The sequence below is a fragment of the Nonomuraea sp. NPDC005730 genome (genome assembly GCF_040630865.1).
Classification (GTDB): domain Bacteria; phylum Actinomycetota; class Actinomycetes; order Streptosporangiales; family Streptosporangiaceae; genus Nonomuraea.
The window spans coordinates 319,577-340,519 of sequence record NZ_JBEXYK010000003.1 but is presented as its reverse complement, the minus strand read 5'-3'; the positions used below and the strand labels follow the sequence as shown (position 1 = coordinate 340,519).

The following is a 20,943-nucleotide window of genomic DNA, read 5'->3' as shown; positions in this document are numbered from 1 at the left end:
TGGCTCCTCTTGTCTTTTGGCGAGTTGCAACGGCAGCTTATTGAGAAAACGTTTGCCAAGCAGACAGAGGTTCAGAACCGTGGAGATTTCGTAACTACCGACCTCAGCGGCGGTCCGGGGACTCCGTCGGGTCGTCGCCGCGGTCGAGCGCGTCCCACAGCTCGCGATCCTCATGGTGCCTGCGGGCCGTGGCCGCGACCGCCGTGTCGCCGACCCCGTCGCCGGCCCGCTCGCCCGTCGCGTCGGCCGCCCTGTCGTAGCGCGACGACATGCCCGCCCACCTGCCGCCGCGCACCGCGGCCAGCACGCCGCCGGCCAGCAGCAGGAACGCGCCGAGCCCGGCCACGACCGGCCAGCCCGGCACCGGCTCCCAGGGCAGGCCGGCCACCGCGCGGACCGCGTTGTGCTCGCGCAGCCAGCCGGTCACGGTGGCCGAGGCCAGCGCCGCCCACGTGCCCGCCGCCGCGCCCGCGCCGCAGAGCGCGACCAGCGCGCCGACGACCCGGCGCCCGGCGCCCTTGGTCGCCGGCACCGCCACCACGCCCGCCAGCCCCGCCAGCCCCAGCGGCGACAGCACGGGGCTCAGGGCGCCGCCGGTCGGCGCGACCGCGTCGGCGGCCTGCGCGCCGAGCACCCGCACCCAGACCTGACCGGCCGCCAGCAGCACCAGGCAGCTGCCCAGGACGGTCAGCGCCAGCCACGCCCACAACTCGCGCCGCCCGTTCCCGGAACCCTTGCCGGAAACCTCACCGGACACCGTGCCGGTTGCCGTGCCGGTTGCCGTGCCGGTTGCCGTGCCGGACGCCATGTCGGGAGCCACTAACCGAGCAGACCGGCGTCGAAGCAGGTGCGGTCGCCGGTGTGGCACGCGGCGCCGACCTGGTCGACCTTGAGCAGGATGGTGTCGCCGTCGCAGTCGAGGGCCACGCTCTTGACGTGCTGGACGTGCCCGGAGGTGTCGCCCTTGACCCACAGCTCGTCGCGGCTGCGCGACCAGTAGGTGGCCCGGCCGGTGGTGAGCGTGCGATGCAGCGCCTCGTCGTTCATCCAGGCCATCATGAGCACCTCGCCGGTGTCGTGCTGCTGGGCGATGGCGGGCACGAGGCCGTCCGGGTTGCGCTTCAGCCGTGCTGCGATCTCGGGGTCGAGGGACATGGTGCCATTCAACCAGCCCGCCCCCGTGCTCCCGCCTCCGGCTGGGCCAGCGCCTGCGGCAAGGTGTCATGGATGGGGAACAGGGCCGCCAGGTTCGTCCTGCGCAGCCGCCGCAGCACCTGGCCGTCGGAGGCCACCAGCGCCATCGTGCCGTCCCTGTCGCGCAACGCGGCGAGCTGGCGCACCAGGACCCCGAGCCCCGTGGTGTCGATGAAGGTCAGCCCGGTCAGGTCGACCACCAGCCGCGTGCCGTGGGCCGCCACCGCCTCGTCGAGGCACCTCCTGACCCGGGCGACGTTGTCCACGTCGACCTCGCCCGTGAGGGCGACCACCACGATGTCCCCGTGCCTGCTGTGCGTCGTCTCCAGAACGTCCACGCCCATGCCTTTCATGACCCTTCCTGGGCGGCCCCGCCGAAAACGTACACCGGCGAGAACGGGTAACGGTGTGTTTTGCCGAGAACGCGCTACGTGATCGCGGGCATCACGGTAATTTCTAGGCGACGCGTGCTAGGGAGGACACATCGTGGTGCACGTCGCGGGCTCGGTCCTCGACCCGGATCTGGGGGACCACGTCTGCCTGCCGTTCGAGGGCGAGCGGGAGCGCATGACGACGACCAGGCAGTTCACACTCAACGGGCTGCGCCGCCGGACCAAGGTGGTGATCATCACCCATGCGGAGACCCCGGAGCGCACCCGGGGCTGGCTGGCGCCGCTCGTCCCGGGGTTCGACGACGCCGAGGCGGCCGGGCAGGTGGAGATCCTGTCCTGCGCCGACACGCACTTCACCGACGGCCGCCTCGACCCCGACCGCCTGCTGCACGGCCTGGCCGACGCCCACCACCGGGCGCGCAGGCACGGCCAGCACGGCGTCTACGCCCTGATCGACGCCTCCTGGGGAGCGCGTGACGCGCAGGCCCAGGCGGCGTTCGAGGCCGCCGCCAACGAGCTGTTCGGCGAGCGCTGGCTGGCCGCGGTGTGCCAGTACGACCGCGAGCTGTTCCCCCTCGACATCATCGAGCGGGCCACCGCGGTGCACCCCATCGCGCCCGAGCAGGCCCTGCTGCGCTTCGCCAACACCTCCTCGCCGCCGGGGCTGCGGGTGTGGGGCGACGTCGACCTCACCAACAGGCCGGCGTTCGGCTCGGTGCTGTCGCCGCTGGAGAAGGAGCCGGGGCAGGTCGTGATCGACGCCTCCCACCTCGACTTCATCGACGCCGGCTCGGCCCGGCTGCTGACCGTCACGGCCGCGGCCAGGCCGTACGGCTCGACCGTGGTCGTCTGCGCCGAGCGGGTGGCCCGGGTGCTCCGGCTGGTCAGGGCCGACTCGCACGTCGTCGTCCGCCGGGTGGGCGATGGGTAGGCAGGTGCTCCGGGCGACCTTCGCGCGCGGGCGCATCACGTTCCTGCGCAGGGCCGTGGCCGAGCAGGCCGCCTACGAGGGGCTGAGCGGCCGGCGGCTGGAGGACTTCGTGCTGGCGGTCAACGAGGTCACCACCAACGCGGTCCTGCACGGCGGCGGCCAGGGCCGGCTGCGGTTGTGGTCGGGCGAGGGACGGCTGTGGTGCGAGGTCACCGACCAGGGCCCGGGGCTGCCGCCCGGCTGGATGGGCGAGGCACGCCCGCCCGCCGGGCTGGAGTTCCGCGGGCGGGGGCTGTGGCTGACCCGGATGTTGTGCGACCACATCACGATCGTGTCCGGCCCCGCGGGCACGAGCGTGACGTTCGCCGCCGCCCTCGACTAGGAACGCACTCCTACGAGTGCGCCGCCGAGACCCAGGAGGCGTGCAGGTCGGCGTAGACACCCGGCTGGGTGACCAGCTCGGCGTGCGGGCCGCGCTGCACGAGGCGGCCGGCGTCGAACACCAGCACCTCGTCGGCGTTCTCCGCCGTCGAGAGCCGGTGGGCGATCGAGACGGCCGTGCGCCCCCTGGTGACGCCCTCCAGCGCGCGGGCCAGGCGCACCTCGGTGGCCGGGTCGACGGCCGAGGTGGCCTCGTCCAGCAGCAGCAGGTCGGGGTCGGCGAGGTAGGCGCGGGCCAGGGCGACGAGCTGGCGCTCGCCCGCCGACAGCGACTCCCCGCGCTGGCCGACAGGCGTGTCCAGGCCCGCGGGCAGGCCCTCGACCCAGTCGGCCAGGCCCAGCTCGGTCATCGCGAGCTGGATCTCCTCGCGGGTCGCCGGCGGCCTGCCGTACCGGACGTTGTCCTCCAGGGTGCCGTCGAACAGGAAGCCGTCCTGGGGGACCATGACGATGCGTTCGCGCAGGGAGGAGAAGCGCACGTCGCGCAGGTCGTGGCCGTCCACCGTGACGCGGCCGCCGACCGGGTCCATGAGCCGGGTCAGCAGCTTGGCGAACGTGGTCTTGCCCGACCCGGTCTCGCCGACGACGGCGACGCGCGAGCGCGGCGGGATCTCCAGCGAGACCTCGCGCAGCACGGGCGGGCCGCCCGGGTAGGAGAAGTGCACGTTCTCGAAGGCCACCGAGATCGGGCCTCTGGGCAGCTGCGCGCCCTTCTCGCCGGGGTCGGCGACGTCCGGCGGGGTGTCCAGGACGCCCAGGATGCGGCGGTACCCGGCCACCGCGTTCTGGGCCTCGTTCAGCACCTCGGTGGCGGTCTGCAGCGGCGAGACGAACAGCGTGACCAGGAAGAGGAAGGCCACCAGCTTGCCCGCGGTGATGTCGCCGGACACGCCGAGCCTGACCCCGAGCAGCACGATCCCGGCGATGGCCAGCGCGGCGACGATCTCGGTCAGCGGGAAGACGAAGCCGACGATGGTCTGCGCCTTGATCTGCGCGGTCCTGTTGCCGTCCACCGCCTTGTCGATGCGGTCCGCGGTACGCCGTTCGGAGGCGTAGGCCCTGATGACGGCGGCGCCGACGACGGACTCGCTGACCGCGGCGAGCATGTCGCCGGTCCGCTCGCGCACGGTCGTGTACGCCCGCGACAACAGCCGCTGGAAACGCGGCAGCGCGATCATCAGCGGCACGAAGCACACCCACACCAGCAGCGTGAGCTGCCAGGAGTAGACCAGCATGAGCACGCTGGCCACGAAGAGCTGGCCGAACGCCACGATGATCATCAGCCCGCCCCACTGCATGAACGTGCTGATCTGGTCGATGTCGTTGGTGACCCGCGAGACCAGCGCGCCGCGCCGCTCGCTGTTCTGGGTGAGCACCGACAGGTCGTGCACGTGCCGGAACCCGCGCACGCGCAGGGTGGCCAGCGACGACTCGGTGGCCTTGTACAGGCGCACGTTCATGATGTAGCCGGCCAGCGCGGTCAGCAGCACGGCGGCGGCGCACACCAGGACGGCCCGGGTGATGTACGGCAGGTCCGGCGTGCCGCCCTTGATGCCGGTGTCGATCGTCTGCTGCACCGCGATCGGCACGATGATCTTGCCGATGGTCGCCACGACGGCCAGTGCGAGCGTGCCGGCCAGCCCCTTGCGGAACTCGGGGGTGAGCGACAGGCCGTGCCAGATGGTGGCCAGCGCCGACCGCTCGACGTTGCCCTGGAGCGCCTCGCTCATGCGCTGACCTCTTCCTCTTCCTCTTCCGCGTCCTGGGCCAGCGACAGGTCGATGGCGGCCCGTTCGGCCTCCTCGCGTTCGTAGGCGGTCACCAGGTTGCGGTATCCGGGGCAGCGCGCGAGCAGCTCCTCGTGGGTCCCGCGGTCCACGACCCGGCCGTGGTCGAGGTAGACCACCTCGTCGGCCAGGGCGATGGTGGCCATCCGGTAGGCGACGACCACGACGGTGGAGGCCTCCGCGCTGTCGCGCAGCCCGTGCAGGATCTTGGCCTCGACCTGGGGGTCCACGCTGGAGGTGGCGTCGTCGAGGATGAGCAGGCGCGGGCGGCGGACCACCGCGCGGGCCAGCGCGACGCGCTGGCGCTGGCCGCCGGACAGCGACGCGCCGCGCTCGCCGACGCGGGTGTCGAGCCCGTCGCCCAGGCGGCCGACGAAGCCGTCGGCCTGGGCCAGGCGCAGCGCCGCCCACACGTCCTCGTCGCCGGCGTCCAGGCCGAGCGCGACGTTGCCGCGTACGGTGTCGTCGAACAGAAACGTCTGCTGCGGCACCAGCGCGGCGGAGCCGGCGATGGCGCCGTAGGGCAGGTCGCGCACGTCGACGCCGTCGAGCAGCACCTGCCCGGAGTCGGGGTCGACGAGCCGGACCAGGAGCTGGACCAGGGTCGACTTGCCCGACCCGGTCGGCCCCACCAGGGCCACGGTACGGCCGGGCGGCACGTCGAAGGTGACGTCGTGCAGCACCTCGGCCTGGCCGTAGGCGTAGGACACGCCGGCGACCTTCAGCTCGGCGGGCCCGGAGGAGGCCACGGGCGTGTCGCCGTAGTCCATGGAGCCCTCGGCGTCGAGCACGGCCTGCACCCGCTGCCAGCCGACGACGCTGCGCGGCAGCTCGGCCAGCACCCAGCCCAGCGCCCTGATCGGGAAGGCCAGCAGCGTGAACAGGTAGGCGACCTGCACCAGGTCGCCGGAGTCGATCGAGCCGGTGGACAGGCGCAGCGCGCCGACCGCGAGGACGGCGAGCACGCCGATCGTGGGCAGCGCCTCCAGCATGGGGTCGAACAGCCCGCGCACCCGGCCGACGGCGATGTTGGCGTCGCGCAGCTCGTGGGCGCGGCGGCGGAACCGGTCGGTCTCCAGCTCCTCGCGGCCGAGGGTCTTGATGACCAGCGCGCCGTCGAAGCTCTCGTGCGCGATCTCGCTGACCTCGGCGCGCAGTTGCTGGGCGCGGGTGGCCAGGGGGCTGAGCCGGCGCTGGTAGACCAGGTTCAGCACGGCGATGGCCGGGAAGATCAGGAAGCCCACCAGCGCGAGCACGAGGTCGGTGAACAACATGGCGACGGCCGCGGTAAACAGCATGACCAGCACGCCGACGGCCATCGGCAGCGGCGCGAGCGGCGCCCAGGCGGCCTCGGCGTCGGCGCTGGCGTTGGACAGCAGTTGCCCGGTCGGGTGCCGGTGGTGCCAGGACAGCGGCAACCGCAGGTACTGCTTGGTCACGTCCCTGCGTGACCTGGCCTGCATGCGGTACTGCACGACGCCGGCCAGGATGCGCCGCCCCGCCACGCCGATCGCCTTGAGCAGCGCGGTGCCGATGATCAGCAGCGCGCCGGTCCACAGGGCGCCGGTGGAGGTCCGGCCCTGGTCGAAGGCGGGCAGTACCACGTTCTGCGTCGCCCAGCCCAGTGCCCAGGCCGAGGCGACGGTCATGCCGCCGTAGACCGCGCTGGCCAGCGCGGCCATCGCGAACACGGCTCTCTCCGTGCGAATGGCCACCCCAAGGACACGCAGCCCTTGACGCATGACGGCCGAGGTGACCTTGCTCGCCACTCGATATTTTTCCCTTCAAACGTCGATATTTCTATCTATGTCCCTATCACGTCCGATCGTCTCCTTATTCCCACAGGTAGGCTTGGCCGGGTGACTCACGCTCGTGGCGAACGCGCCGCACTCTGCGACCTGTTCGACCGGCTCGGCCCCGACGCGCCCACGTTGTGCGAGGGGTGGACCACCTACGACCTGGCCGCCCACCTCGTTCTGCGCGAGCGCCGGCCGGACGCCATGGGCGGCATCGGGATCAGCGCGCTGGCGGGCTACACCGCCTCGGTGCAGAACGGCCTGAAGGCCAGGCACCCCTACCCCGAGCTGGTCGGCATCGTGCGCCGGCCGGGCGGCGTCTACGGGCTGCTGCCCTTCCTGGACAAGGCGGTCAACACGCTGGAGTTCTACGTCCACCACGAGGACGTGCGCCGCGCCCAGCCCGGGTGGGAGCCGCGCGAGCTGCCGGCCGACCTCGACGAGCTCATCTGGAAGCGGGTGTCGGCGGGCGCCCGGCTCATGCTGCGCCGCTCGCCGGTGCGCCTGGTGCTGCGCCGCACCGGCGGCGGCGGGGCGGCACCCGGCGGGGTGGCGCTCGGCGGGGTGGCGCTCGGCGGGGTGGCGCTCGGCGGGGCGCGGGAGGGCGCCAAGGTTCAGGTCACCGGCACGGCCCAGGAGCTGCTGCTGTTCTGCTTCGGCCGGCAGGAGCACGCCCGGGTGGAGCTGACCGGCGACGACGCGGCGGTGAGCCGGGCAACCGAAGCCCGGCTCGGATTCTGACCGAAACCCTCGGCCCAGAAACCCCTCGTCTTAAACCTCCAGCCCGTACGATGGCACAGGAAAGAAGCCCCCCGGTTAGGATCTTGGACATCTTCACAGAAGATGACCGTGATCGCCCAGATCCGGGTATATACGGCTGGGAATGGACTGCAGGAGGCCCCCCATGCAGGTCAAGAAGGTGGCTACGTACGTTCTGGTGGCGTTCGTGGTCTTCTACCTGTTCACCCGGCCGGCCCAGGCGGCGGCCGCGGTCAACGGCGTGTTTGACGGAATTGTCCAAGGAGCCAACCAATTGGCGGTCTTCTTTACGAATGTTCTGACCTGATGTTCGCGTTCTGTCCGCGCTAGGTGCTTCCACGCGCTGACAGATCGTGTTACGCAGGCAGGATGAGAGATCGCCCCAGCGGCACCAAGATCAATCAGCTCGATCCGCAGGCCCGGCGCGTCCTCGAACGAGCAGAGCTTGAGGGCATCGAGCTGATCCGTTTCCTGTACGCCGACCACGGTGGCGTGGTCCGTGGCAAGGCGGCGTCCCGGTCCCGGTTGGCCGAACGGCTCAACTCGGGCATCGGGCACACGGTGGCCATGATGGCGATGAACATGCTCGACCAGCTTCAGGAGGTCGAGCACCTGGGTCCGGTGGGCGAGGTTCGCATTGTCCCCGACCCGGCCACGTTCGTCCCGTTGCCCCATGCACCGGGCGCCGCCGCGATGTTGTCGGACCTGCGCCGGCCCGACGGCTCACCGTGGGAAGCCTGCGCGCGGACGTTCCTCAAGGACGCCGTGGCGGAGCTGGCCGGCGACGGCTACCGGATCGAGGCGGCCTTCGAGCCCGAGTTCACGCTCGGCCGCCGCCTGCCCGACCCTGCCGGCGGCCCCGACCGGCTGGTGCCGCTCGACGACTCTCTCTGCTATGCCGGCACGGGCTTCGACACCGCGCACGACTACACGATCAAGCTCGTGCGGGCGCTGGAGACCCAGGGCCTGCGCGTCGAGCACTACCATCCCGAGCTCGGCCCCGGTCAGCAGGAGGTGTCGGTGCACCACGCGCCCGCGCTGCGCGCCGCCGACAACCACGTGCTCTACCGGGAGACCGTGCGCGGCGTGGCGATGCGCATGTCGATGTGGGCCTCACTGGCCCCCAAGCCCCTGGCCGACCAGGCCGGCAACGGCGCCCACCTGCACCTGTCGCTGTGGCGCGACACCCAGAACCTGTTCGCCGAGGACGGCGAGGACCGCGCGCACTTCATCGGCGGCCTGATCGCCCACCTGCCCGGCCTTACCGCCCTGACCTGTGGCAGCGTCAACGGCTTCCGCCGGCTCTCACCCCGCATGTGGTCCAGCGCCTACGCGGTCTACGGCCCCGACAACCGGGAGGCGGCCGTCCGCGTGTGCTCGCCGCTGGGCGAGAGCGGCGAGCCGAACCTGGAGCTGAAGCCGTCGGACTCCTCGGCCAACCCGTACCTGTCGCTCGGCGCGGTCATCCACGCCGGGCTCGACGGCATCCGCCGCAAGCTCGACCCGGGCGAGGCCGTGGACGTCGATCCCGACACCATGCCGGACCGCTATCCCCGCCTGCCCGGCTCCCTGGCGGAGGCGCTCGACGCGCTGGAGGCCGACGAGGTGCTCATGGAGGCGCTCGGACCGTTGCGGCGCAGCGCGTACCTGGCGGTCAAACGTTCTGAGGCGGCCGCGTTCGCCGCCAAGGACGCCTCCTACGAGCTCTTCCACCACATGCGGGTGTTCTGACCGGCCGCCGGCCCCGCGCGGGCGGGGCCGGCGGGCGGCCTCAACGGACCGGGCGACCTCAACGGACCGGGCGACCTCAACGGACCGGGCGGCCTCAACGGACCGGGTGGCCTCAGCGGACCGGGTGGCCCGCCATCCGCAGCGTCTCCTTGACGTCGCCGATCTTCAGCGTGCCGAAGTGGAACACGCTGGCGGCCAGCACGGCGTCGGCCCCGGCCTCGATCGCCGGCGGGAAGTCCTCCAGCCGGCCGGCCCCGCCGCTGGCGATCACCGGCACCCGCACCGCCGCGCGCACCGCGTGCAGCAGCTCCAGGTCGTAGCCGTCGAGGGTGCCGTCGCCGTCCATGGAGTTGAGCAGGATCTCGCCGACGCCCAGCTCCTCGCCGCGCGCCGACCACTCCACCGCGTCGATGCCGGTGCCGCGCCGGCCGCCGTGGGTGGTCACCTCGAACCCGCTGGGCATGCCCGGCGCCCGGCGGGCGTCGACCGACAGCACCACGCACTGCGCGCCGAACCGCCGCGACGCCTCGGTCAGCAGCTCGGGCCTGGCGATGGCCGCGGTGTTCAGGGACACCTTGTCGGCCCCGGCCCGCAGCAGCCGGTTGATGTCGTCGACCACGCGCACGCCGCCGCCCACGGTGAGCGGGATGAACACCTGCTCGGCGGTCCTGCGCACCACGTCGAGCATGGTCTCCCGCTCGCCCGACGAGGCGGTGATGTCGAGGAAGGTCAGCTCGTCGGCGCCCTCCTCGTCGTAGCGCCTGGCCAGCTCGACCGGATCTCCCGCGTCGCGCATGTTCTCGAAGTTGACGCCCTTGACCACACGCCCGGCGTCGACGTCGAGACAGGGGATCACTCTTACCGCTACGGTCATGCTCGCAGTGCCTCGATTTCGATCTCGACCAGCATTCGAGGGTCGACCAGCCCGGCGACCCTCACTCCTGTGCAGGCGGGCCGCACGTGCCCGAAGACTTCGTAGATGGCCCGGCCGACGAGGTCGAAGTGGCGCTGCTCCACCACGTAGTAGCGGACCATGACGACGTCCTCGCGGGTCAGGCCGCCGACCTCGACGGCGTCGAGCGCGATGTCGATGGCGGTCAGGCTCTGCCGGTAGGCGTCGCCGACGTGGCGTACCTCGCCGTCGATCGTGGCCGTGCACCCGGAGACGATCACGCGCTCGCCCACGACCACGGCGCGGGCGTAGCCGTACTTCTCCTCCCAGATGCCGCCCGAAAACACCCTCGGACCGGTGCTTTCCATGCTGACGCTCATTCCGCCCCCTCCCGGCGAAGCTAAACGCGTACCGCGGCCAGCGCGTCCTCCAGAGTGAACGCGTGAGCGTACAGGGCCCTGCCCACGATGGCTCCCTCCACTCCGTCCGGGACGAGAGAAGCCAGTGCCACCAGGTCGTCAAGACTGGACACGCCGCCACTGGCGATCACGGGCTTGTCGGTGTGTGCGCAGATCCGCCGGTAGAGGTCGAGGTTGGGCCCCTGCAGCATGCCGTCCTTGGTCACGTCGGTGACGACGTAGCGGGGGCAGCCGTCGGCCTCCAGGCGGGCGAGCACCTCCCACAGGTCGCCGCCCTCCTGCGTCCAGCCGCGGGCGGCCAGCGTGGTGCCGCGCACGTCGAGGCCCACCGCGATCCGGTCGCCGTGCTCGGCGATGATCTTCCGGCACCAGTCGGGGTTCTCCAGGGCGGCGGTGCCGATGTTGACCCGGCGGCAGCCGGTGGCCAGGGCGGCGGCCAGCGACTCGTCGTCGCGGATGCCGCCGGACAGCTCCACCTTGACGTCGAGCTTGCCGATCACCTCGCTGATCAGCTCCTTGTTGGAGCCCCTGCCGAACGCGGCGTCGAGGTCGACCAGATGGATCCACTCGGCGCCCGCCTCCTGCCAGGCCAGCGCCGCGGCGAGCGGCTCGCCGAAGCCGGTCTCGGTCCCGGCCTCACCCTGGACGAGGCGTACGGCCTGGCCATCGGCCACGTCCACGGCGGGAAGCAATACGAGCGACATTCAGGTCCTCCGGTCGAAAGCGAGGGTCACGACAACAGGTGCGAGCAGCAGGGAGAAGACGAACACGGCGAGGCTCACCGCCGGCGAGCCCCAGACCAGCCACACGATCGCCTGCACGATCAGGAAGCCGAGCGCCACCGCGACGTTCTGGGCGCGATGGCGGCGGGCGATCAGGCCGCCCTGCCGGGCGAACCTGACCGGGCGCGGGATCAGGCGGGCGGTCAGGGCGCGGCGCCGCGCCCGGCGCGCCTGCCGCTCCTCGTTGCGCCGGATCGCGCGCGCCCGCTCGGCCTCCCGCTCGGCCCGCCGGCGCGCCCGCTCCTTGCTCATACCGTCTCTAGCCAGTTCCTCAGCAGGGCGGCTCCGGCGTCGCCGGACTTCTCCGGGTGGAACTGGGTGGCCATGAGCGGGCCGTTCTCGGCGGCGGCCACGAACGGCACGCCGTGCTCGGCCCAGGTCACCACGGGCGCGGCGAAACCGGGGTCGGCAGGATGCAGCTCCCACTCGCGCACGCCGTAGGAGTGCACGAAGTAGAAACGGGTGGCGGCGTCGAGCCCGGCGAACAGCACGCTGTCAGCGGGCGCCTTGACCGTGTTCCACCCCATGTGCGGCAGCACGGGCGCCTCCAGCCGCTCGACCGTGCCCGGCCACTCGCCGCAGCCCTCGGTCTCGACGCCGTGCTCGACGCCCCGGGCGAACAGGATCTGCATGCCGACGCAGATGCCCAGCACCGGACGACCGCCGGCCAGGCGGCGGCCGATGACCCGGTCGCCGTGGACGCCCTTGAGCCCGGCCATGCAGGCCGCGAACGCGCCGACGCCCGGCACGACCAGCCCGTCGGCTTCGAGGGCCGTGTCGAAGTCGGCGGTCACGGTGACGTCCGCGCCCACCCTGGCCAGGGCCCGCTCGGCCGAGCGCAGGTTGCCCGAGCCGTAGTCGAGGACCACGATGTTCTTGCTCACCACCACAACACCCCCGCCGTGATCGCCATCGCGGCGCCGAGCGCGCAGCACGCCGCGCCCACCTTGAGACCCTGCTTGGCCAGCGAGAACACGCCTCCGGCGAGGAACAGCCCGAGGAACACCATCACGCCCGCGATGAGGTTGTCGGTCATAGCACGCCCTTGGTGCTCGGCACGCCCGAGGCGCGCGGGTCGAGCTCGGACGCCTCGCGCATCGCCCTGGCCAGCGCCTTGAACTGGGCCTCGACGATGTGATGGGCGTTGCGCCCGTACGGCACGTGCACGTGCAGGCAGATGGCCGCCTGGGCCACCAGCGACTCCAGGATGTGCCGGGTCATCGTCGTGTCGTAGTCGGGGCCGATCATCGGGGCCATGCCCTCGGGCTCGGTGTGCACGAGGTACGGCCGCCCGGACAGGTCGACCGTGACCTGGGCCAGCGACTCGTCCAGCGGGCACGACGCGCTGCCGAACCGCCGGATGCCGGACTTGTCGCCCAGCGCCTGGCGGAAGGCCGCGCCCAGCGCCAGCGCGGTGTCCTCGATCGTGTGGTGGGCGTCGATGTGCAGGTCGCCCTCGGTCTTGACGGTCAGGTCGAACAGACCGTGCTTGCCGAGCTGGGCCAGCATGTGGTCGAAGAAGCCCACCCCGGTCGAGACGTCGACCAGGCCGGTGCCGTCGAGGCCCACCTCGACCAGGACCGAGGTCTCCTTCGTTGCCCGCTCCACGCGCCCTACGCGACTCACAGAACCTCCTCCATCGCGGCGCGGAAGGCCGCCATCTCCTCGCCGGTGCCGATCGACACACGCAGCCATTCTGGCGGGCCCACCTCGCGGATGAGCACGCCGCGCGCCAACAGCCCCTCCCACACCCTGCGCCGGTCGGGGAACCGCCCGAACAGCACGAAGTTGGCGTCGGAGTCGGCCACCGACAGCCCCTTGCCGCGCAGCCACGTGACCGTGGCGTCGCGCTCGGCGCGCAGCGCGTCGACCGTGCCGAGCAGCTCGGCGCGGTGGCGCAGCGCGACCCGCGCGGCCGTCTGGGTGAGCGTGGACAGGTGGTACGGCAGCCGCACCAGCAGCAGCGCCTGCACCACGGCCGGGTGCGCGGCCAGGTAGCCGAGGCGGGTGCCGGCCATGGCGAACGCCTTGGACATCGTGCGGGTGACGATCAGCCTCGGGTGGCGCGGCAGCAGCGTGAGCGCCGACGGGGTGCCCTGGCGGGCGAACTCGGCGTAGGCCTCGTCGATCACCACCACGCCCGGCGCGGCGGCCAGCACGGCCTCGATCGTCGACAGCGGCTGCGCGGTGCCGGTCGGGTTGTTGGGCGAGGCCAGGAAGACGATGTCGGGCCGGTGCTCCTCGATCGCCGCGACGGCCTTGCCGGGGTCGAGCGAGAAGTCGTCCTCGCGGACGGCACTGATCCACTCGGTGCTGGTGCCGGTGGTGAGGATCGGGTGCATCGAGTACGACGGCTCGAACCCGATGGCGGTGCGCCCGTGGCCGCCGAAGGCCTGCAGGATCTGCTGGAGCACCTCGTTGGAGCCGTTGGCCGCCCACACCTGCTCGGGGCTCAGCCCGTGCCCCAGGTAGGCGGCCAGGTCGGCGCGCAGCCCGGTGGCGTCGCGGTCGGGGTAGCGGTTGAGCTCGCCCGCGTTCGCGGCGACCGCCTCGGCCAGGTCGGCGACCAGCGCGGGCGAGGGCGGATAGGGGTTCTCGTTGGTGTTGAGCCGGACCGGCACGTCGATCTGCGGCGCGCCGTAGGGCGAGCGGCCCTTCAGGTCGTCGCGGATCGGCAGGTCGTCGAGCGTCACGTCGGTGGGCGTCACGTCGGTGGGGTTCACTCTGACTCCGTGGGGACTCGCCAGTCGAAGCGGGCGCGGATCGCGGCGCCGTGCGCCGGCAGGTCTTCGGCGTCGGCCAGCACCGACACGTGGGCCGCCGCGCGGGCCAGCGCGTCGCGGGTGTAGTCGACGACGTGGATGCCGCGCAGGAACGACTGCACCGACAGGCCGCTGGAGTGGCAGGCGCAGCCGCCCGTGGGCAGCACGTGGTTGGACCCGGCGAGGTAGTCGCCGAGCGAGACCGGCGCGTAGGGGCCGACGAAGATCGCCCCGGCGTTGCGGACGCGGGCCGCGACCTCGGCCGCGCCGGCGGTGTGGATCTCCAGGTGCTCGGCCGCGTACGCGTCGACGACCTTGATGCCGTCGTCGATCGAGGAGACCAGCACGATGCCCGACTGGCGGCCACCCAGCGCCTCGGTGATGCGCTCGGAGTGGCGGGTGGCCGAGACCTGGCCCGGCAGCTCCTTCTCGACCGCCTCGGCCAGCTCGAGGCTGGTGGTGACCAGGACGGCGGCGGCGATCGTGTCGTGCTCGGCCTGGCTGATCAGGTCGGCGGCGACGTGCACCGGGTCGGCGGTCTCGTCGGCCAGGATGGCGATCTCGGTGGGGCCGGCCTCGGAGTCGATGCCGATGCGGCCCTTGAGCAGGCGCTTGGCGGCGGCGACCCAGATGTTGCCGGGGCCGGTCACCATGGTCGCGGGCGGGCACTCCTCGGTGCCGTAGGCGAACATGGCCACGGCCTGCGCCCCGCCCACGGAGTAGACCTCGTCGACGCCGAGCAGCGCGCACGCGGCCAGGATGGTGGGGTGGGGCAGCCCGCCGAACTCCTTCTGGGCCGGGCTGGTGACGGCCAGCGAGGCGACGCCCGCCTCCTGGGCCGGGACGACGTTCATGACCACGCTGGAGGGATAGACGGCACGGCCGCCGGGCACGTAGAGGCCCACGCGGTCGACCGGCACCCAGCGCTCGGTCACCGTGCCGCCGGGCACGACCTGCGTGGTGACGTCGGAGCGGCGCTGGTCGCGGTGGACCAGCCGGGCCCGCCTGATCGACTCCTCCAGCGCGGCCCTGACCCGGGGGTCGAGCTCGTCGAGCGCCCGCCGGACGACATCGACGGGGACGCGGGCGGAGGCGATCTCGACACCGTCGAACCTGGCGGTCAGCTCCCGTACGGCTGCCGCCCCGCGATGGCGCACGTCGTCGCAGATGGGCCGCACCTTCTCCAGGGCGGCCTCGACGTCGAGCTCGGCGCGTGGCAGCACGTCGCGCAGGTCCGCAGGAAGGGAACCGCGCATGTCAATACGGGAAATCACCCTGACAGTCTACGGAGTCCGGGCCCCGGATCCGCTTCTGTCCAGAATACGGGACGCAGGTGGGACGGGTTACGGGGGCCGCGAGCGCGGCGTTCGCCGACGCCGCGCTCGCGGCCGCCAGAGCCCCGGACCGGGCCAAGCCGGGGCCGAGAGGCCGTGGCCGCCACGGGGGCGCGGTCACGGCCGGGGGAATGGCCTGGCCCCCTTCTGCCCGGCCCGCCAGGCGTCTAACACCCTGCGGCAAAGAAAACTCTAGGTGAGTTAAAAATAACCTTGCGGCTGTTTGCCCCGCTCGGCGCGGCGTAGGCGGTTCGTCGCGCCTTTCGCATTACATGTCCATTATGTCCGCTCGCCTACCCTGGGCGGCATGGGACAGTGGCGAGCCCCCGGCGGCATCCTGGTGGAGGCGATCATCCTCAATGATCGTCCACTGCTGCGCGTCTCCCACCGCGTCAACGGCCGGACGTACCTGCGCGGCTACTGCAAGACCGTCTCCGAACTGGACGAACACGGCGTGGACCTCGGCGAACTGGTGGAAGACACCCCGCTTGACCATTTGTAGACCCCGGCCCGCCACTGTCGATCAACCCCCCGGGGTACGGCATGATCCATGGTGGGGCTGCCGGCCTACGCGCCGATGATGGCCCAGCTGGGCACCCTGACCTCCGTCCAGGGCGAGGGCTGGGCCGTGGAGATGAAATGGGACGGCGTACGCGCCCTCGCCTACGTCGAAGGCGGCTCGGTCCGCCTGATGTCCCGTAACAACAAGGACATCACCCCCGCCTACCCCGAGCTCCAGCTCATGGCCGGCTCCACCGGCCGGCACGCGGCCGTGGTCGACGGCGAGATCGTCGCCTTCGACGAGACCGGACGCCCCAGCTTCGCCGCCCTCCAGCCCCGCATGCACCAGCGCAACCCCGCCACCGTCGCCGAGCTCACCCGGGCGGTGCCGGTGACGTTCATGGCCTTCGACATCCTGCACCTCGACGACGACAGCGTGATCGGCCGCCCCTACCGCGAGCGCCGCGAGCTGCTGGAGGACACCCTGCGGCCCGGCTTCCGCTGGGAGGTGCCCGTGTGGTTCGCCGACCACGCCGACCGCGCCTTCGACTCCTCCCGCCAGCTCGGGCTCGAAGGGATCGTCTGCAAGCGGCTCGGCTCCCCCTACCGGCCCGGCCGGCGCAGCGGCGAATGGACCAAGGTCAAGAACGTCAGCGCCGCCGAGGTCGTCATCGGCGGCTGGCACCCCGGCGGCGGACGGCGGTCCGGCATGATCGGCTCGCTGCTGCTCGGCGCCTACGACCCGCGCGGCCGCCTGCTCTACGTCGGGCACGTCGGCACCGGCTTCACCCAGCAGATGCTGCGCGACCTCCAGGACCTCCTCGCGCCCCTGGAGCGCCCCGGCCCGCCCTTCGACGAGCCCGTCCCGCGCGAGCACGCCCGCCACGCGCGCTGGGTCGAACCCCGCGTCGTCGGCGAGGTCCAGTACGCCGAGGTCACCGGCGACGGCCGGCTGCGCCACCCCTCCTGGCGCGGCCTGCGCCCCGACCGCGAACCGGGCGAGGCCAGCACCGCCGAGTTCCTGGCCCCGGGGGACGCCGCGGCGGGCTGACCGCACGCAGAGGACATGGCGCGACACGTCCTGTTCGGCCACGTTGAGCGATGAAGTCATGACTTACAGTGATCGAAATCGCTTCGGACCGCTCAAGGGGACATCGTGTCGAAGACTCTGGTCACCACGCTGGCCGCGCTCGCCGGCGTCTCGCTCACCACCGCCCTCACCACCGTGCCCGCCACCGCCCTCGTCACCCCGCCCGCCACCGCGGAACCGCCGCCCCTCAAGGCCCCCGCGCAGGGCCCCGCCCAGAGCCCTGGTCACAACGTCGCCCAGAGCCCTGCCAAGGCCCGGAGCCGGGACCGCAGTCCGGGCGCCGCGTCGTCGCCGCTCATGCGCCCGGGACGCGCCGCCCGCTACTGGACGCCCGGCAAACAGGCCAAGGCCAAGGCCGTCGCCCTCCCCCTCAGCACGACCGGCCACGACACGAGCGGCCACGACACGGCCGACCACAGCGCGGCCGAGCACAGCGCGGCCGACCACAGCGCGGCCGACCACAGCGCGGCCGACCACAGCGCGGCCGAGCGGCGCAGCGTGCCCGGCGCCAAGCGGCTCACCCCCGGCGGCGACACCAACGGCTACGCCCCCGTGAACCGGCCGTACACCGCCGACGGCAACAGCCGCGTCACCGGCCGCCTGTTCTTCGTCAACGCCACCGGCCGCGACGACTCCTGCAGCGCCTCCGTCGTCCGCTCGGCCAGCAGGCTGCTGGTCATCACCGCCGCCCACTGCGTCTACAGCAGCCCCGACGGCTCCGCGTCCGGCACCTGGCACACCAACTTCGCCTTCGTCCCCGCCTACGACGGCCGCGCCGCCACCGCCGCGCAGCGCGAGCCGTACGGCAGATGGGGCGGACGGCGCGCCTGGAAGCCCGACGCCTACACCGGACGCACCGGCGGCGACTGGAACTCCGTCTACGACGTCGCGCTCGTCGAGGTCGGCGGCAGGAACCGCACCCTGCAGGACACCGTCGGCGCCCTCACCCCCCTGCGCAACGAGGGCGGCCGCTTCACCATCGCCACCTCCGGCTACCCCGGCGTGCTCGGCCGCCGCCCCTACGACGGCCGCGACCAGCTCTGGTGCCTCGGCCGCACCCAGCAGGCCCGCGGCGAGAACACCACCGGCGACATGCTCGCCGCCCGGCTGGCCGGCACCGGCGACCCGGCCGGACGGATGGAGACCTACAACTGCCACCTGGCCAAGGGCCACAGCGGCGGGCCATGGGTCGTCCGCGGCAGCGACGACCTGGTCGGCGTGCTGTCGGCCGGCAAGGAGGACGGCGAGCCCGACGGCAACTCCGTCGCCAACGCGCTCAACCAGGAGAGCTACGGCGCGATCGTCCGCCAGGCCGACCCCCAGGGCGTCTACGACTCCCTCTCCCTCGACGCCGCCGGCCCCGCCGCGCCCGTCCGCCGCGGCGGCACCGCCACCGTCACCGCGACCGTCACCATGCGCGGGCTCATGGCCGCCGCCCAGGTGCCCGTCACCCTCACCCTCCCGGCCGGTGCCACCCTGACCTCCGTCAACGGCGCCACCTGCCGCCACGGCGACCACCGGGCCGAATGCGTGATCGACGTCATCCACCCCGGCCGGCCGGTACGCATCTCCGCCAAGGTCGCCGTCGGCCGCGACGCGGACGCCGCCCTGCCGGTCACCATGCACGTCACCTCCACCCGCCTCGACCCCGCCCAGCGCGACAACTCCGCCGTCCTGCGCCTGCGCACCGCCACCGGCTAAGCAGCGGCCGGCGCCGGCTCCCGCAGCGTCCGCGCCAGCAGCCAGGCCAGCACCGGGAAGGCGATCAGGCAGGCCAGCGCCGTCCTGAGCGAGGCGGCCTCGGCGACCGCGCCCACCAGCGGGCCGGTCAGGCCGCCCACGCTCACCGCCAGCCCCAGCGTGACGCCGCTCGCCGTGCCCACCCGGTTCGGCAGGAGATCCTGGCCCAGGGTCACATGCAGGGAGAACGGGACGTACAGGGCGACCGACGACGCGGCGACGAAGACGTAGACCAGCGGGCCCGGCACCAGCACCACCCCGGCCACCGCGGGCACCGCCGCCGCGTACGCCACCCGCATCGCCGGCACCCTCCCCCACCGGGCCGCCAGCCGGCCGCCCAGCACCGTGCCCGCCGCCCCGCCCGCGAACAGCACGAACAACGCCACCGCGCCCGCCGCGCCGCCGCCCACGTACAGGGCCACGAACGCGCTCAGACCGACGTACACCACCGACCGGAAGACGATCACCGACGTCAGCCGGGCGAACCCCGGCCAGTCGTCACGGCCCGCCGCCCGCACCGCCGGACGCGCCCCGCCCCGGCCGCCCGCCAGGGCCCGCACCGCCGGGAGCGTCAGCACCGCCCCCAGCACCGCAGGCACCGCCAGCAGCGGCGAGGCCCCCAGCCCCCACGCCGACAACAGCGGCGTCACCAGCACCGGCGCCGCGGCGAACCCCAGCGTCCCGCCCAAGGAGAACCAGCTCATCGGCACATGGCCGCCCTCACCGGCGATCCTGGCCAGCCGCGCCGACTCCGGATGGTAGGCGGCCACCCCCAGCCCCGACACCGCCGCCGCCAGCCACGTCACCGCGTACGACCCCGTCACCCCGGCGCACGCCACCCCCGCCCCCGCCACCACCGTGGCCGACGGGATCAGCCACGGCATCCGCCACCGGTCCGTCAGCAGCCCGAAGACCGGCTGCACGACCGACGACGACAACGTGGCCGCCAGCACGATCCCCGACACCGCCACGTAGCCGTAGCCCCGCCCGGACACCAGGAACGGCACCAACGCGGGCACCGCGCCCTGGTAGAAGTCCACGCACGCGTGCCCCGCAGCCAACGACCGGATCCTGTTCACGGCATCGATGATGTCCCCGGCCCGGCTTGGCCTGCTTCCGATAAAATGCCAATCTATGCCGAATATCCGCCACACCCCCGTGGCGCCCACCGGCCGCCGCCCCCTGGCGCCCGGCACGGGCATCGACGCCCACCGGCACGACACCCACCAGATCGCCTACGCCTGCGCCGGAATGCTCTCCGTCACCACCGACGCCGGCACCTGGGTCGCCCCCGCCAACCGCGCGATCTGGGTGCCCGCCGGCACCGTGCACGAACACCGCGCCCACGGCAGCACCGACCTGCGCCTGGTCGGGCTCACCGGCAACCCGCTCGGCCTCGACCGGCCCGCCGTGCTCGCCGTCGGGCCGCTGCTGCGCGAGCTCGTCATGGCCTACACCGACGACGACGCCCCCGTGGGCGACGAGCGCGAACGGCTGCTCGCCGTCCTGCTCGACCGGCTCAGACGCGCCCCCGAGCAGCCCTTCCACGTGCCCGCCGCCCGCGACCCGCGCCTGGCCGCCGTCTGCGCCGCCCTGCACGACGACCCCGCCGACGGGCGCACCCTCGCCACCCTCGCCGCCCTGGCGGGCACCAGCGAGCGCACGCTCGCCCGGCTGTGCCGCCGCGAGCTCGGCATGAGCTTCCCCCAGTGGCGCACCCAGCTCCGCCTGCACCAGGCGCTGCTGCTGCTGGCCGACGGCCTGCCGGTGACGGTGGTCGCCCATCGCTGCGGCTGGGCCTCGGCCAGCGCGTTCATCGACGTCTTCCGGCGGGCGCTCGGGTACACGCCGGGCCGCGCCTTTACGATGTAGATTCGCTACACTTGTCAGACGTGAGCAAAACGAAAGGCAAGGGCGGCGGTACTCCGGCCACCATGGCGCTGACCAAGGCCAAGGCCGACTTCACGCTCCACCCCTACGACCACGACCCGGGCGCCCAGGCCTACGGCGAGGAGGCGGCCGACGCGCTCGGCGTGCCCTACGACCGCATCTTCAAGACGCTGGTGGCCGAGACCGAGAGCGGCCTCGCGGTGGCGGTCGTGCCGGTGTCGGGCAAGCTCGACCTCAAGGCCCTGGCCTCGGCGCTGGGCGGCAAGCGGGCCGCCATGGCCGACGCGGCCAAGGTCGAGCGGGTGACCGGCTACGTGGTGGGCGGCATCAGCCCGCTCGGCCAGCGCAAGCAGCTTCCCACCGTGGTCGACTCCTCGGCGCTCGACCACGAGACGATCTACTTCTCGGCCGGCCGGCGCGGGCTCCAGATCGAGACCGCCCCCGACAACCTGATCACCCTCACCCGCGCGGCCACCGCGCCCATCGGCAAGGCCGGCTGAGC

At 72.8% G+C, this 20,943-nt stretch carries 25 protein-coding genes; 10 read left to right on the top strand and 15 right to left on the bottom strand.

The window, feature by feature from the left end; all coding sequences use genetic code 11:
* Nucleotides 1-103: 103 nt before the first annotated feature.
* From ABZ444_RS06605 to ABZ444_RS06595, 3 genes are read right to left on the bottom strand one after another with little or no spacing between them, the layout of a single operon-like run.
* Entirely contained in the window at nucleotides 104-820 is a 717-nt protein-coding gene (locus tag ABZ444_RS06605) for a Trp biosynthesis-associated membrane protein (RefSeq protein WP_357993556.1), read from the bottom strand.
* Complete coding sequence (hisI, locus tag ABZ444_RS06600; RefSeq protein ID WP_357968144.1) at nucleotides 820-1,155, bottom strand: phosphoribosyl-AMP cyclohydrolase; 336 nt, start codon at nucleotides 1,153-1,155, stop codon at nucleotides 820-822. Before hisI ends, ABZ444_RS06605 begins: the two co-directional genes overlap by 1 nt.
* Before the next feature lie 8 nt (nucleotides 1,156-1,163).
* Nucleotides 1,164-1,547: an STAS domain-containing protein gene (locus ABZ444_RS06595; protein WP_357993553.1), complete on the bottom strand. Its 384-nt coding sequence runs from the start codon at nucleotides 1,545-1,547 to the stop codon at nucleotides 1,164-1,166.
* A 133-nt stretch (nucleotides 1,548-1,680) separates the two neighbouring features.
* On the opposite strand from ABZ444_RS06595, the gene ABZ444_RS06590 reads away from it, so the two are divergent.
* Nucleotides 1,681-2,517, top strand: a complete 837-nt coding sequence (locus ABZ444_RS06590; RefSeq protein WP_357993550.1) for an MEDS domain-containing protein — start codon at nucleotides 1,681-1,683, stop codon at nucleotides 2,515-2,517.
* Entirely contained in the window at nucleotides 2,510-2,899 is a 390-nt protein-coding gene (locus ABZ444_RS06585; protein WP_352326361.1) for an ATP-binding protein, read from the top strand. The genes ABZ444_RS06590 and ABZ444_RS06585 overlap by 8 nt, the downstream gene beginning before the upstream one ends.
* 10 nt (nucleotides 2,900-2,909) lie before the next feature.
* Here the strand turns inward: ABZ444_RS06585 and ABZ444_RS06580 are convergent, their stop codons facing one another.
* Together ABZ444_RS06580 and ABZ444_RS06575 are read right to left on the bottom strand one after the other, a co-directional pair.
* The gene (locus ABZ444_RS06580; RefSeq protein ID WP_357993547.1) at nucleotides 2,910-4,688 is read right to left on the bottom strand and encodes an ABC transporter ATP-binding protein; all 1,779 of its coding nucleotides are present in this window, start codon (nucleotides 4,686-4,688) and stop codon (nucleotides 2,910-2,912) included.
* Entirely contained in the window at nucleotides 4,685-6,487 is a 1,803-nt protein-coding gene (locus tag ABZ444_RS06575) for an ABC transporter ATP-binding protein (protein ID WP_357993959.1), read from the bottom strand. Before ABZ444_RS06575 ends, ABZ444_RS06580 begins: the two co-directional genes overlap by 4 nt.
* A gap of 117 nt (nucleotides 6,488-6,604) precedes the next feature.
* On the opposite strand from ABZ444_RS06575, the gene ABZ444_RS06570 reads away from it, so the two are divergent.
* The 3 genes from ABZ444_RS06570 (at nucleotide 6,605) to ABZ444_RS06560 (ending at nucleotide 9,031) form a co-directional block, all read left to right on the top strand.
* The gene (locus ABZ444_RS06570; RefSeq protein ID WP_357993544.1) at nucleotides 6,605-7,282 is read left to right on the top strand and encodes a TIGR03085 family metal-binding protein; all 678 of its coding nucleotides are present in this window, start codon (nucleotides 6,605-6,607) and stop codon (nucleotides 7,280-7,282) included.
* 163 nt (nucleotides 7,283-7,445) lie between these two features.
* Nucleotides 7,446-7,607 (top strand): hypothetical protein, encoded by a 162-nt coding sequence (locus ABZ444_RS06565; RefSeq protein WP_185844438.1) that lies wholly within the window; start codon nucleotides 7,446-7,448, stop codon nucleotides 7,605-7,607.
* Nucleotides 7,608-7,669: 62 nt separating this feature from the next.
* Nucleotides 7,670-9,031 carry a glutamine synthetase family protein gene (locus ABZ444_RS06560; protein ID WP_357993541.1) on the top strand — a complete coding sequence of 454 codons (1,362 nt, stop codon included), beginning with the start codon at nucleotides 7,670-7,672 and terminating at the stop codon, nucleotides 9,029-9,031.
* 112 nt (nucleotides 9,032-9,143) lie between these two features.
* Here ABZ444_RS06560 and hisF read toward each other — a convergent pair whose 3' ends face one another.
* Genes hisF through hisD form a run of 9 tightly spaced genes read right to left on the bottom strand, consistent with a single transcriptional unit; the run spans nucleotide 9,144 to nucleotide 15,160 of the window.
* Nucleotides 9,144-9,905: an imidazole glycerol phosphate synthase subunit HisF gene (hisF, locus tag ABZ444_RS06555; RefSeq protein WP_357968125.1), complete on the bottom strand. Its 762-nt coding sequence runs from the start codon at nucleotides 9,903-9,905 to the stop codon at nucleotides 9,144-9,146.
* Entirely contained in the window at nucleotides 9,902-10,291 is a 390-nt protein-coding gene (locus ABZ444_RS06550; RefSeq protein WP_352326354.1) for a Rid family hydrolase, read from the bottom strand. The genes hisF and ABZ444_RS06550 overlap by 4 nt, the downstream gene beginning before the upstream one ends.
* Before the next feature lie 32 nt (nucleotides 10,292-10,323).
* The gene (priA, locus tag ABZ444_RS06545; protein WP_357993538.1) at nucleotides 10,324-11,046 is read right to left on the bottom strand and encodes a bifunctional 1-(5-phosphoribosyl)-5-((5-phosphoribosylamino)methylideneamino)imidazole-4-carboxamide isomerase/phosphoribosylanthranilate isomerase PriA; all 723 of its coding nucleotides are present in this window, start codon (nucleotides 11,044-11,046) and stop codon (nucleotides 10,324-10,326) included.
* On the bottom strand, nucleotides 11,047-11,376 hold the full coding sequence (locus ABZ444_RS06540; RefSeq protein WP_352358374.1) for a hypothetical protein: 330 nt from the start codon (nucleotides 11,374-11,376) through the stop codon (nucleotides 11,047-11,049).
* Nucleotides 11,373-12,008 (bottom strand): imidazole glycerol phosphate synthase subunit HisH, encoded by a 636-nt coding sequence (gene hisH, locus ABZ444_RS06535; protein WP_357993535.1) that lies wholly within the window; start codon nucleotides 12,006-12,008, stop codon nucleotides 11,373-11,375. The genes ABZ444_RS06540 and hisH overlap by 4 nt, the downstream gene beginning before the upstream one ends.
* A complete protein-coding gene (locus tag ABZ444_RS06530) occupies nucleotides 12,005-12,160 on the bottom strand; it encodes a hypothetical protein (protein WP_352326349.1) in 156 nt (51 codons plus the stop codon). Before ABZ444_RS06530 ends, hisH begins: the two co-directional genes overlap by 4 nt.
* Nucleotides 12,157-12,750, bottom strand: a complete 594-nt coding sequence (gene hisB, locus ABZ444_RS06525; RefSeq protein ID WP_357968121.1) for an imidazoleglycerol-phosphate dehydratase HisB — start codon at nucleotides 12,748-12,750, stop codon at nucleotides 12,157-12,159. The genes ABZ444_RS06530 and hisB overlap by 4 nt, the downstream gene beginning before the upstream one ends.
* A complete protein-coding gene (locus tag ABZ444_RS06520) occupies nucleotides 12,747-13,847 on the bottom strand; it encodes a histidinol-phosphate transaminase (RefSeq protein WP_357993533.1) in 1,101 nt (366 codons plus the stop codon). Before ABZ444_RS06520 ends, hisB begins: the two co-directional genes overlap by 4 nt.
* Nucleotides 13,844-15,160, bottom strand: a complete 1,317-nt coding sequence (gene hisD / locus ABZ444_RS06515; RefSeq protein WP_357993530.1) for a histidinol dehydrogenase — start codon at nucleotides 15,158-15,160, stop codon at nucleotides 13,844-13,846. The genes ABZ444_RS06520 and hisD overlap by 4 nt, the downstream gene beginning before the upstream one ends.
* Nucleotides 15,161-15,527: 367 nt before the next feature.
* Here hisD and ABZ444_RS06510 point away from each other — a divergent pair, with 367 nt between their 5' ends.
* From ABZ444_RS06510 to ABZ444_RS06500, 3 genes are all read left to right on the top strand, one after another.
* Nucleotides 15,528-15,722: a hypothetical protein gene (locus ABZ444_RS06510; RefSeq protein WP_357993527.1), complete on the top strand. Its 195-nt coding sequence runs from the start codon at nucleotides 15,528-15,530 to the stop codon at nucleotides 15,720-15,722.
* A gap of 48 nt (nucleotides 15,723-15,770) precedes the next feature.
* Nucleotides 15,771-16,772, top strand: coding sequence for a non-homologous end-joining DNA ligase (gene ligD, locus ABZ444_RS06505; RefSeq protein WP_357993524.1), 1,002 nt, complete (start codon nucleotides 15,771-15,773; stop codon nucleotides 16,770-16,772).
* Nucleotides 16,773-16,877: 105 nt separating this feature from the next.
* Entirely contained in the window at nucleotides 16,878-18,512 is a 1,635-nt protein-coding gene (locus ABZ444_RS06500; RefSeq protein ID WP_357993521.1) for a trypsin-like peptidase domain-containing protein, read from the top strand.
* Here ABZ444_RS06500 and ABZ444_RS06495 read toward each other — a convergent pair.
* Nucleotides 18,509-19,630 carry an MFS transporter gene (locus ABZ444_RS06495; protein WP_357993518.1) on the bottom strand — a complete coding sequence of 374 codons (1,122 nt, stop codon included), beginning with the start codon at nucleotides 19,628-19,630 and terminating at the stop codon, nucleotides 18,509-18,511. The two genes, ABZ444_RS06500 and ABZ444_RS06495, sit on opposite strands and share 4 nt — an antisense overlap.
* A 55-nt stretch (nucleotides 19,631-19,685) precedes the next feature.
* Here ABZ444_RS06495 and ABZ444_RS06490 point away from each other — a divergent pair, with 55 nt between their 5' ends.
* Complete coding sequence (locus ABZ444_RS06490; protein ID WP_357993515.1) at nucleotides 19,686-20,423, top strand: helix-turn-helix transcriptional regulator; 738 nt, start codon at nucleotides 19,686-19,688, stop codon at nucleotides 20,421-20,423.
* 62 nt (nucleotides 20,424-20,485) lie between these two features.
* Entirely contained in the window at nucleotides 20,486-20,941 is a 456-nt protein-coding gene (gene ybaK / locus ABZ444_RS06485; protein ID WP_357993957.1) for a Cys-tRNA(Pro) deacylase, read from the top strand.
* Nucleotides 20,942-20,943 lie beyond the last annotated feature (2 nt).

Excerpts from the sequence above, each read along its gene's own strand:
- hisI (WP_357968144.1), bottom strand. The coding sequence starts at position 1,155 with ATGTCCCTCGACCCCGAGATCGCAGCACGGCTGAAGCGCAACCCGGAC.
- ABZ444_RS06595 (WP_357993553.1), bottom strand. The coding sequence starts at position 1,547 with ATGAAAGGCATGGGCGTGGACGTTCTGGAGACGACGCACAGCAGGCAC.
- ABZ444_RS06585 (WP_352326361.1), top strand. The coding sequence starts at position 2,510 with ATGGGTAGGCAGGTGCTCCGGGCGACCTTCGCGCGCGGGCGCATCACG.
- ABZ444_RS06580 (WP_357993547.1), bottom strand. The coding sequence starts at position 4,688 with ATGAGCGAGGCGCTCCAGGGCAACGTCGAGCGGTCGGCGCTGGCCACC.
- ABZ444_RS06575 (WP_357993959.1), bottom strand. The coding sequence starts at position 6,487 with ATGCGTCAAGGGCTGCGTGTCCTTGGGGTGGCCATTCGCACGGAGAGA.
- ABZ444_RS06565 (WP_185844438.1), top strand. The coding sequence starts at position 7,446 with ATGCAGGTCAAGAAGGTGGCTACGTACGTTCTGGTGGCGTTCGTGGTC.
- ABZ444_RS06560 (WP_357993541.1), top strand. The coding sequence starts at position 7,670 with ATGAGAGATCGCCCCAGCGGCACCAAGATCAATCAGCTCGATCCGCAG.
- hisF (WP_357968125.1), bottom strand. The coding sequence starts at position 9,905 with ATGACCGTAGCGGTAAGAGTGATCCCCTGTCTCGACGTCGACGCCGGG.
- ABZ444_RS06550 (WP_352326354.1), bottom strand. The coding sequence starts at position 10,291 with ATGGAAAGCACCGGTCCGAGGGTGTTTTCGGGCGGCATCTGGGAGGAG.
- priA (WP_357993538.1), bottom strand. The coding sequence starts at position 11,046 with ATGTCGCTCGTATTGCTTCCCGCCGTGGACGTGGCCGATGGCCAGGCC.
- ABZ444_RS06540 (WP_352358374.1), bottom strand. The coding sequence starts at position 11,376 with ATGAGCAAGGAGCGGGCGCGCCGGCGGGCCGAGCGGGAGGCCGAGCGG.
- ABZ444_RS06530 (WP_352326349.1), bottom strand. The coding sequence starts at position 12,160 with ATGACCGACAACCTCATCGCGGGCGTGATGGTGTTCCTCGGGCTGTTC.
- ABZ444_RS06510 (WP_357993527.1), top strand. The coding sequence starts at position 15,528 with ATGGGACAGTGGCGAGCCCCCGGCGGCATCCTGGTGGAGGCGATCATC.
- ligD (WP_357993524.1), top strand. The coding sequence starts at position 15,771 with ATGGTGGGGCTGCCGGCCTACGCGCCGATGATGGCCCAGCTGGGCACC.
- ABZ444_RS06490 (WP_357993515.1), top strand. The coding sequence starts at position 19,686 with ATGCCGAATATCCGCCACACCCCCGTGGCGCCCACCGGCCGCCGCCCC.
- ybaK (WP_357993957.1), top strand. The coding sequence starts at position 20,486 with ATGGCGCTGACCAAGGCCAAGGCCGACTTCACGCTCCACCCCTACGAC.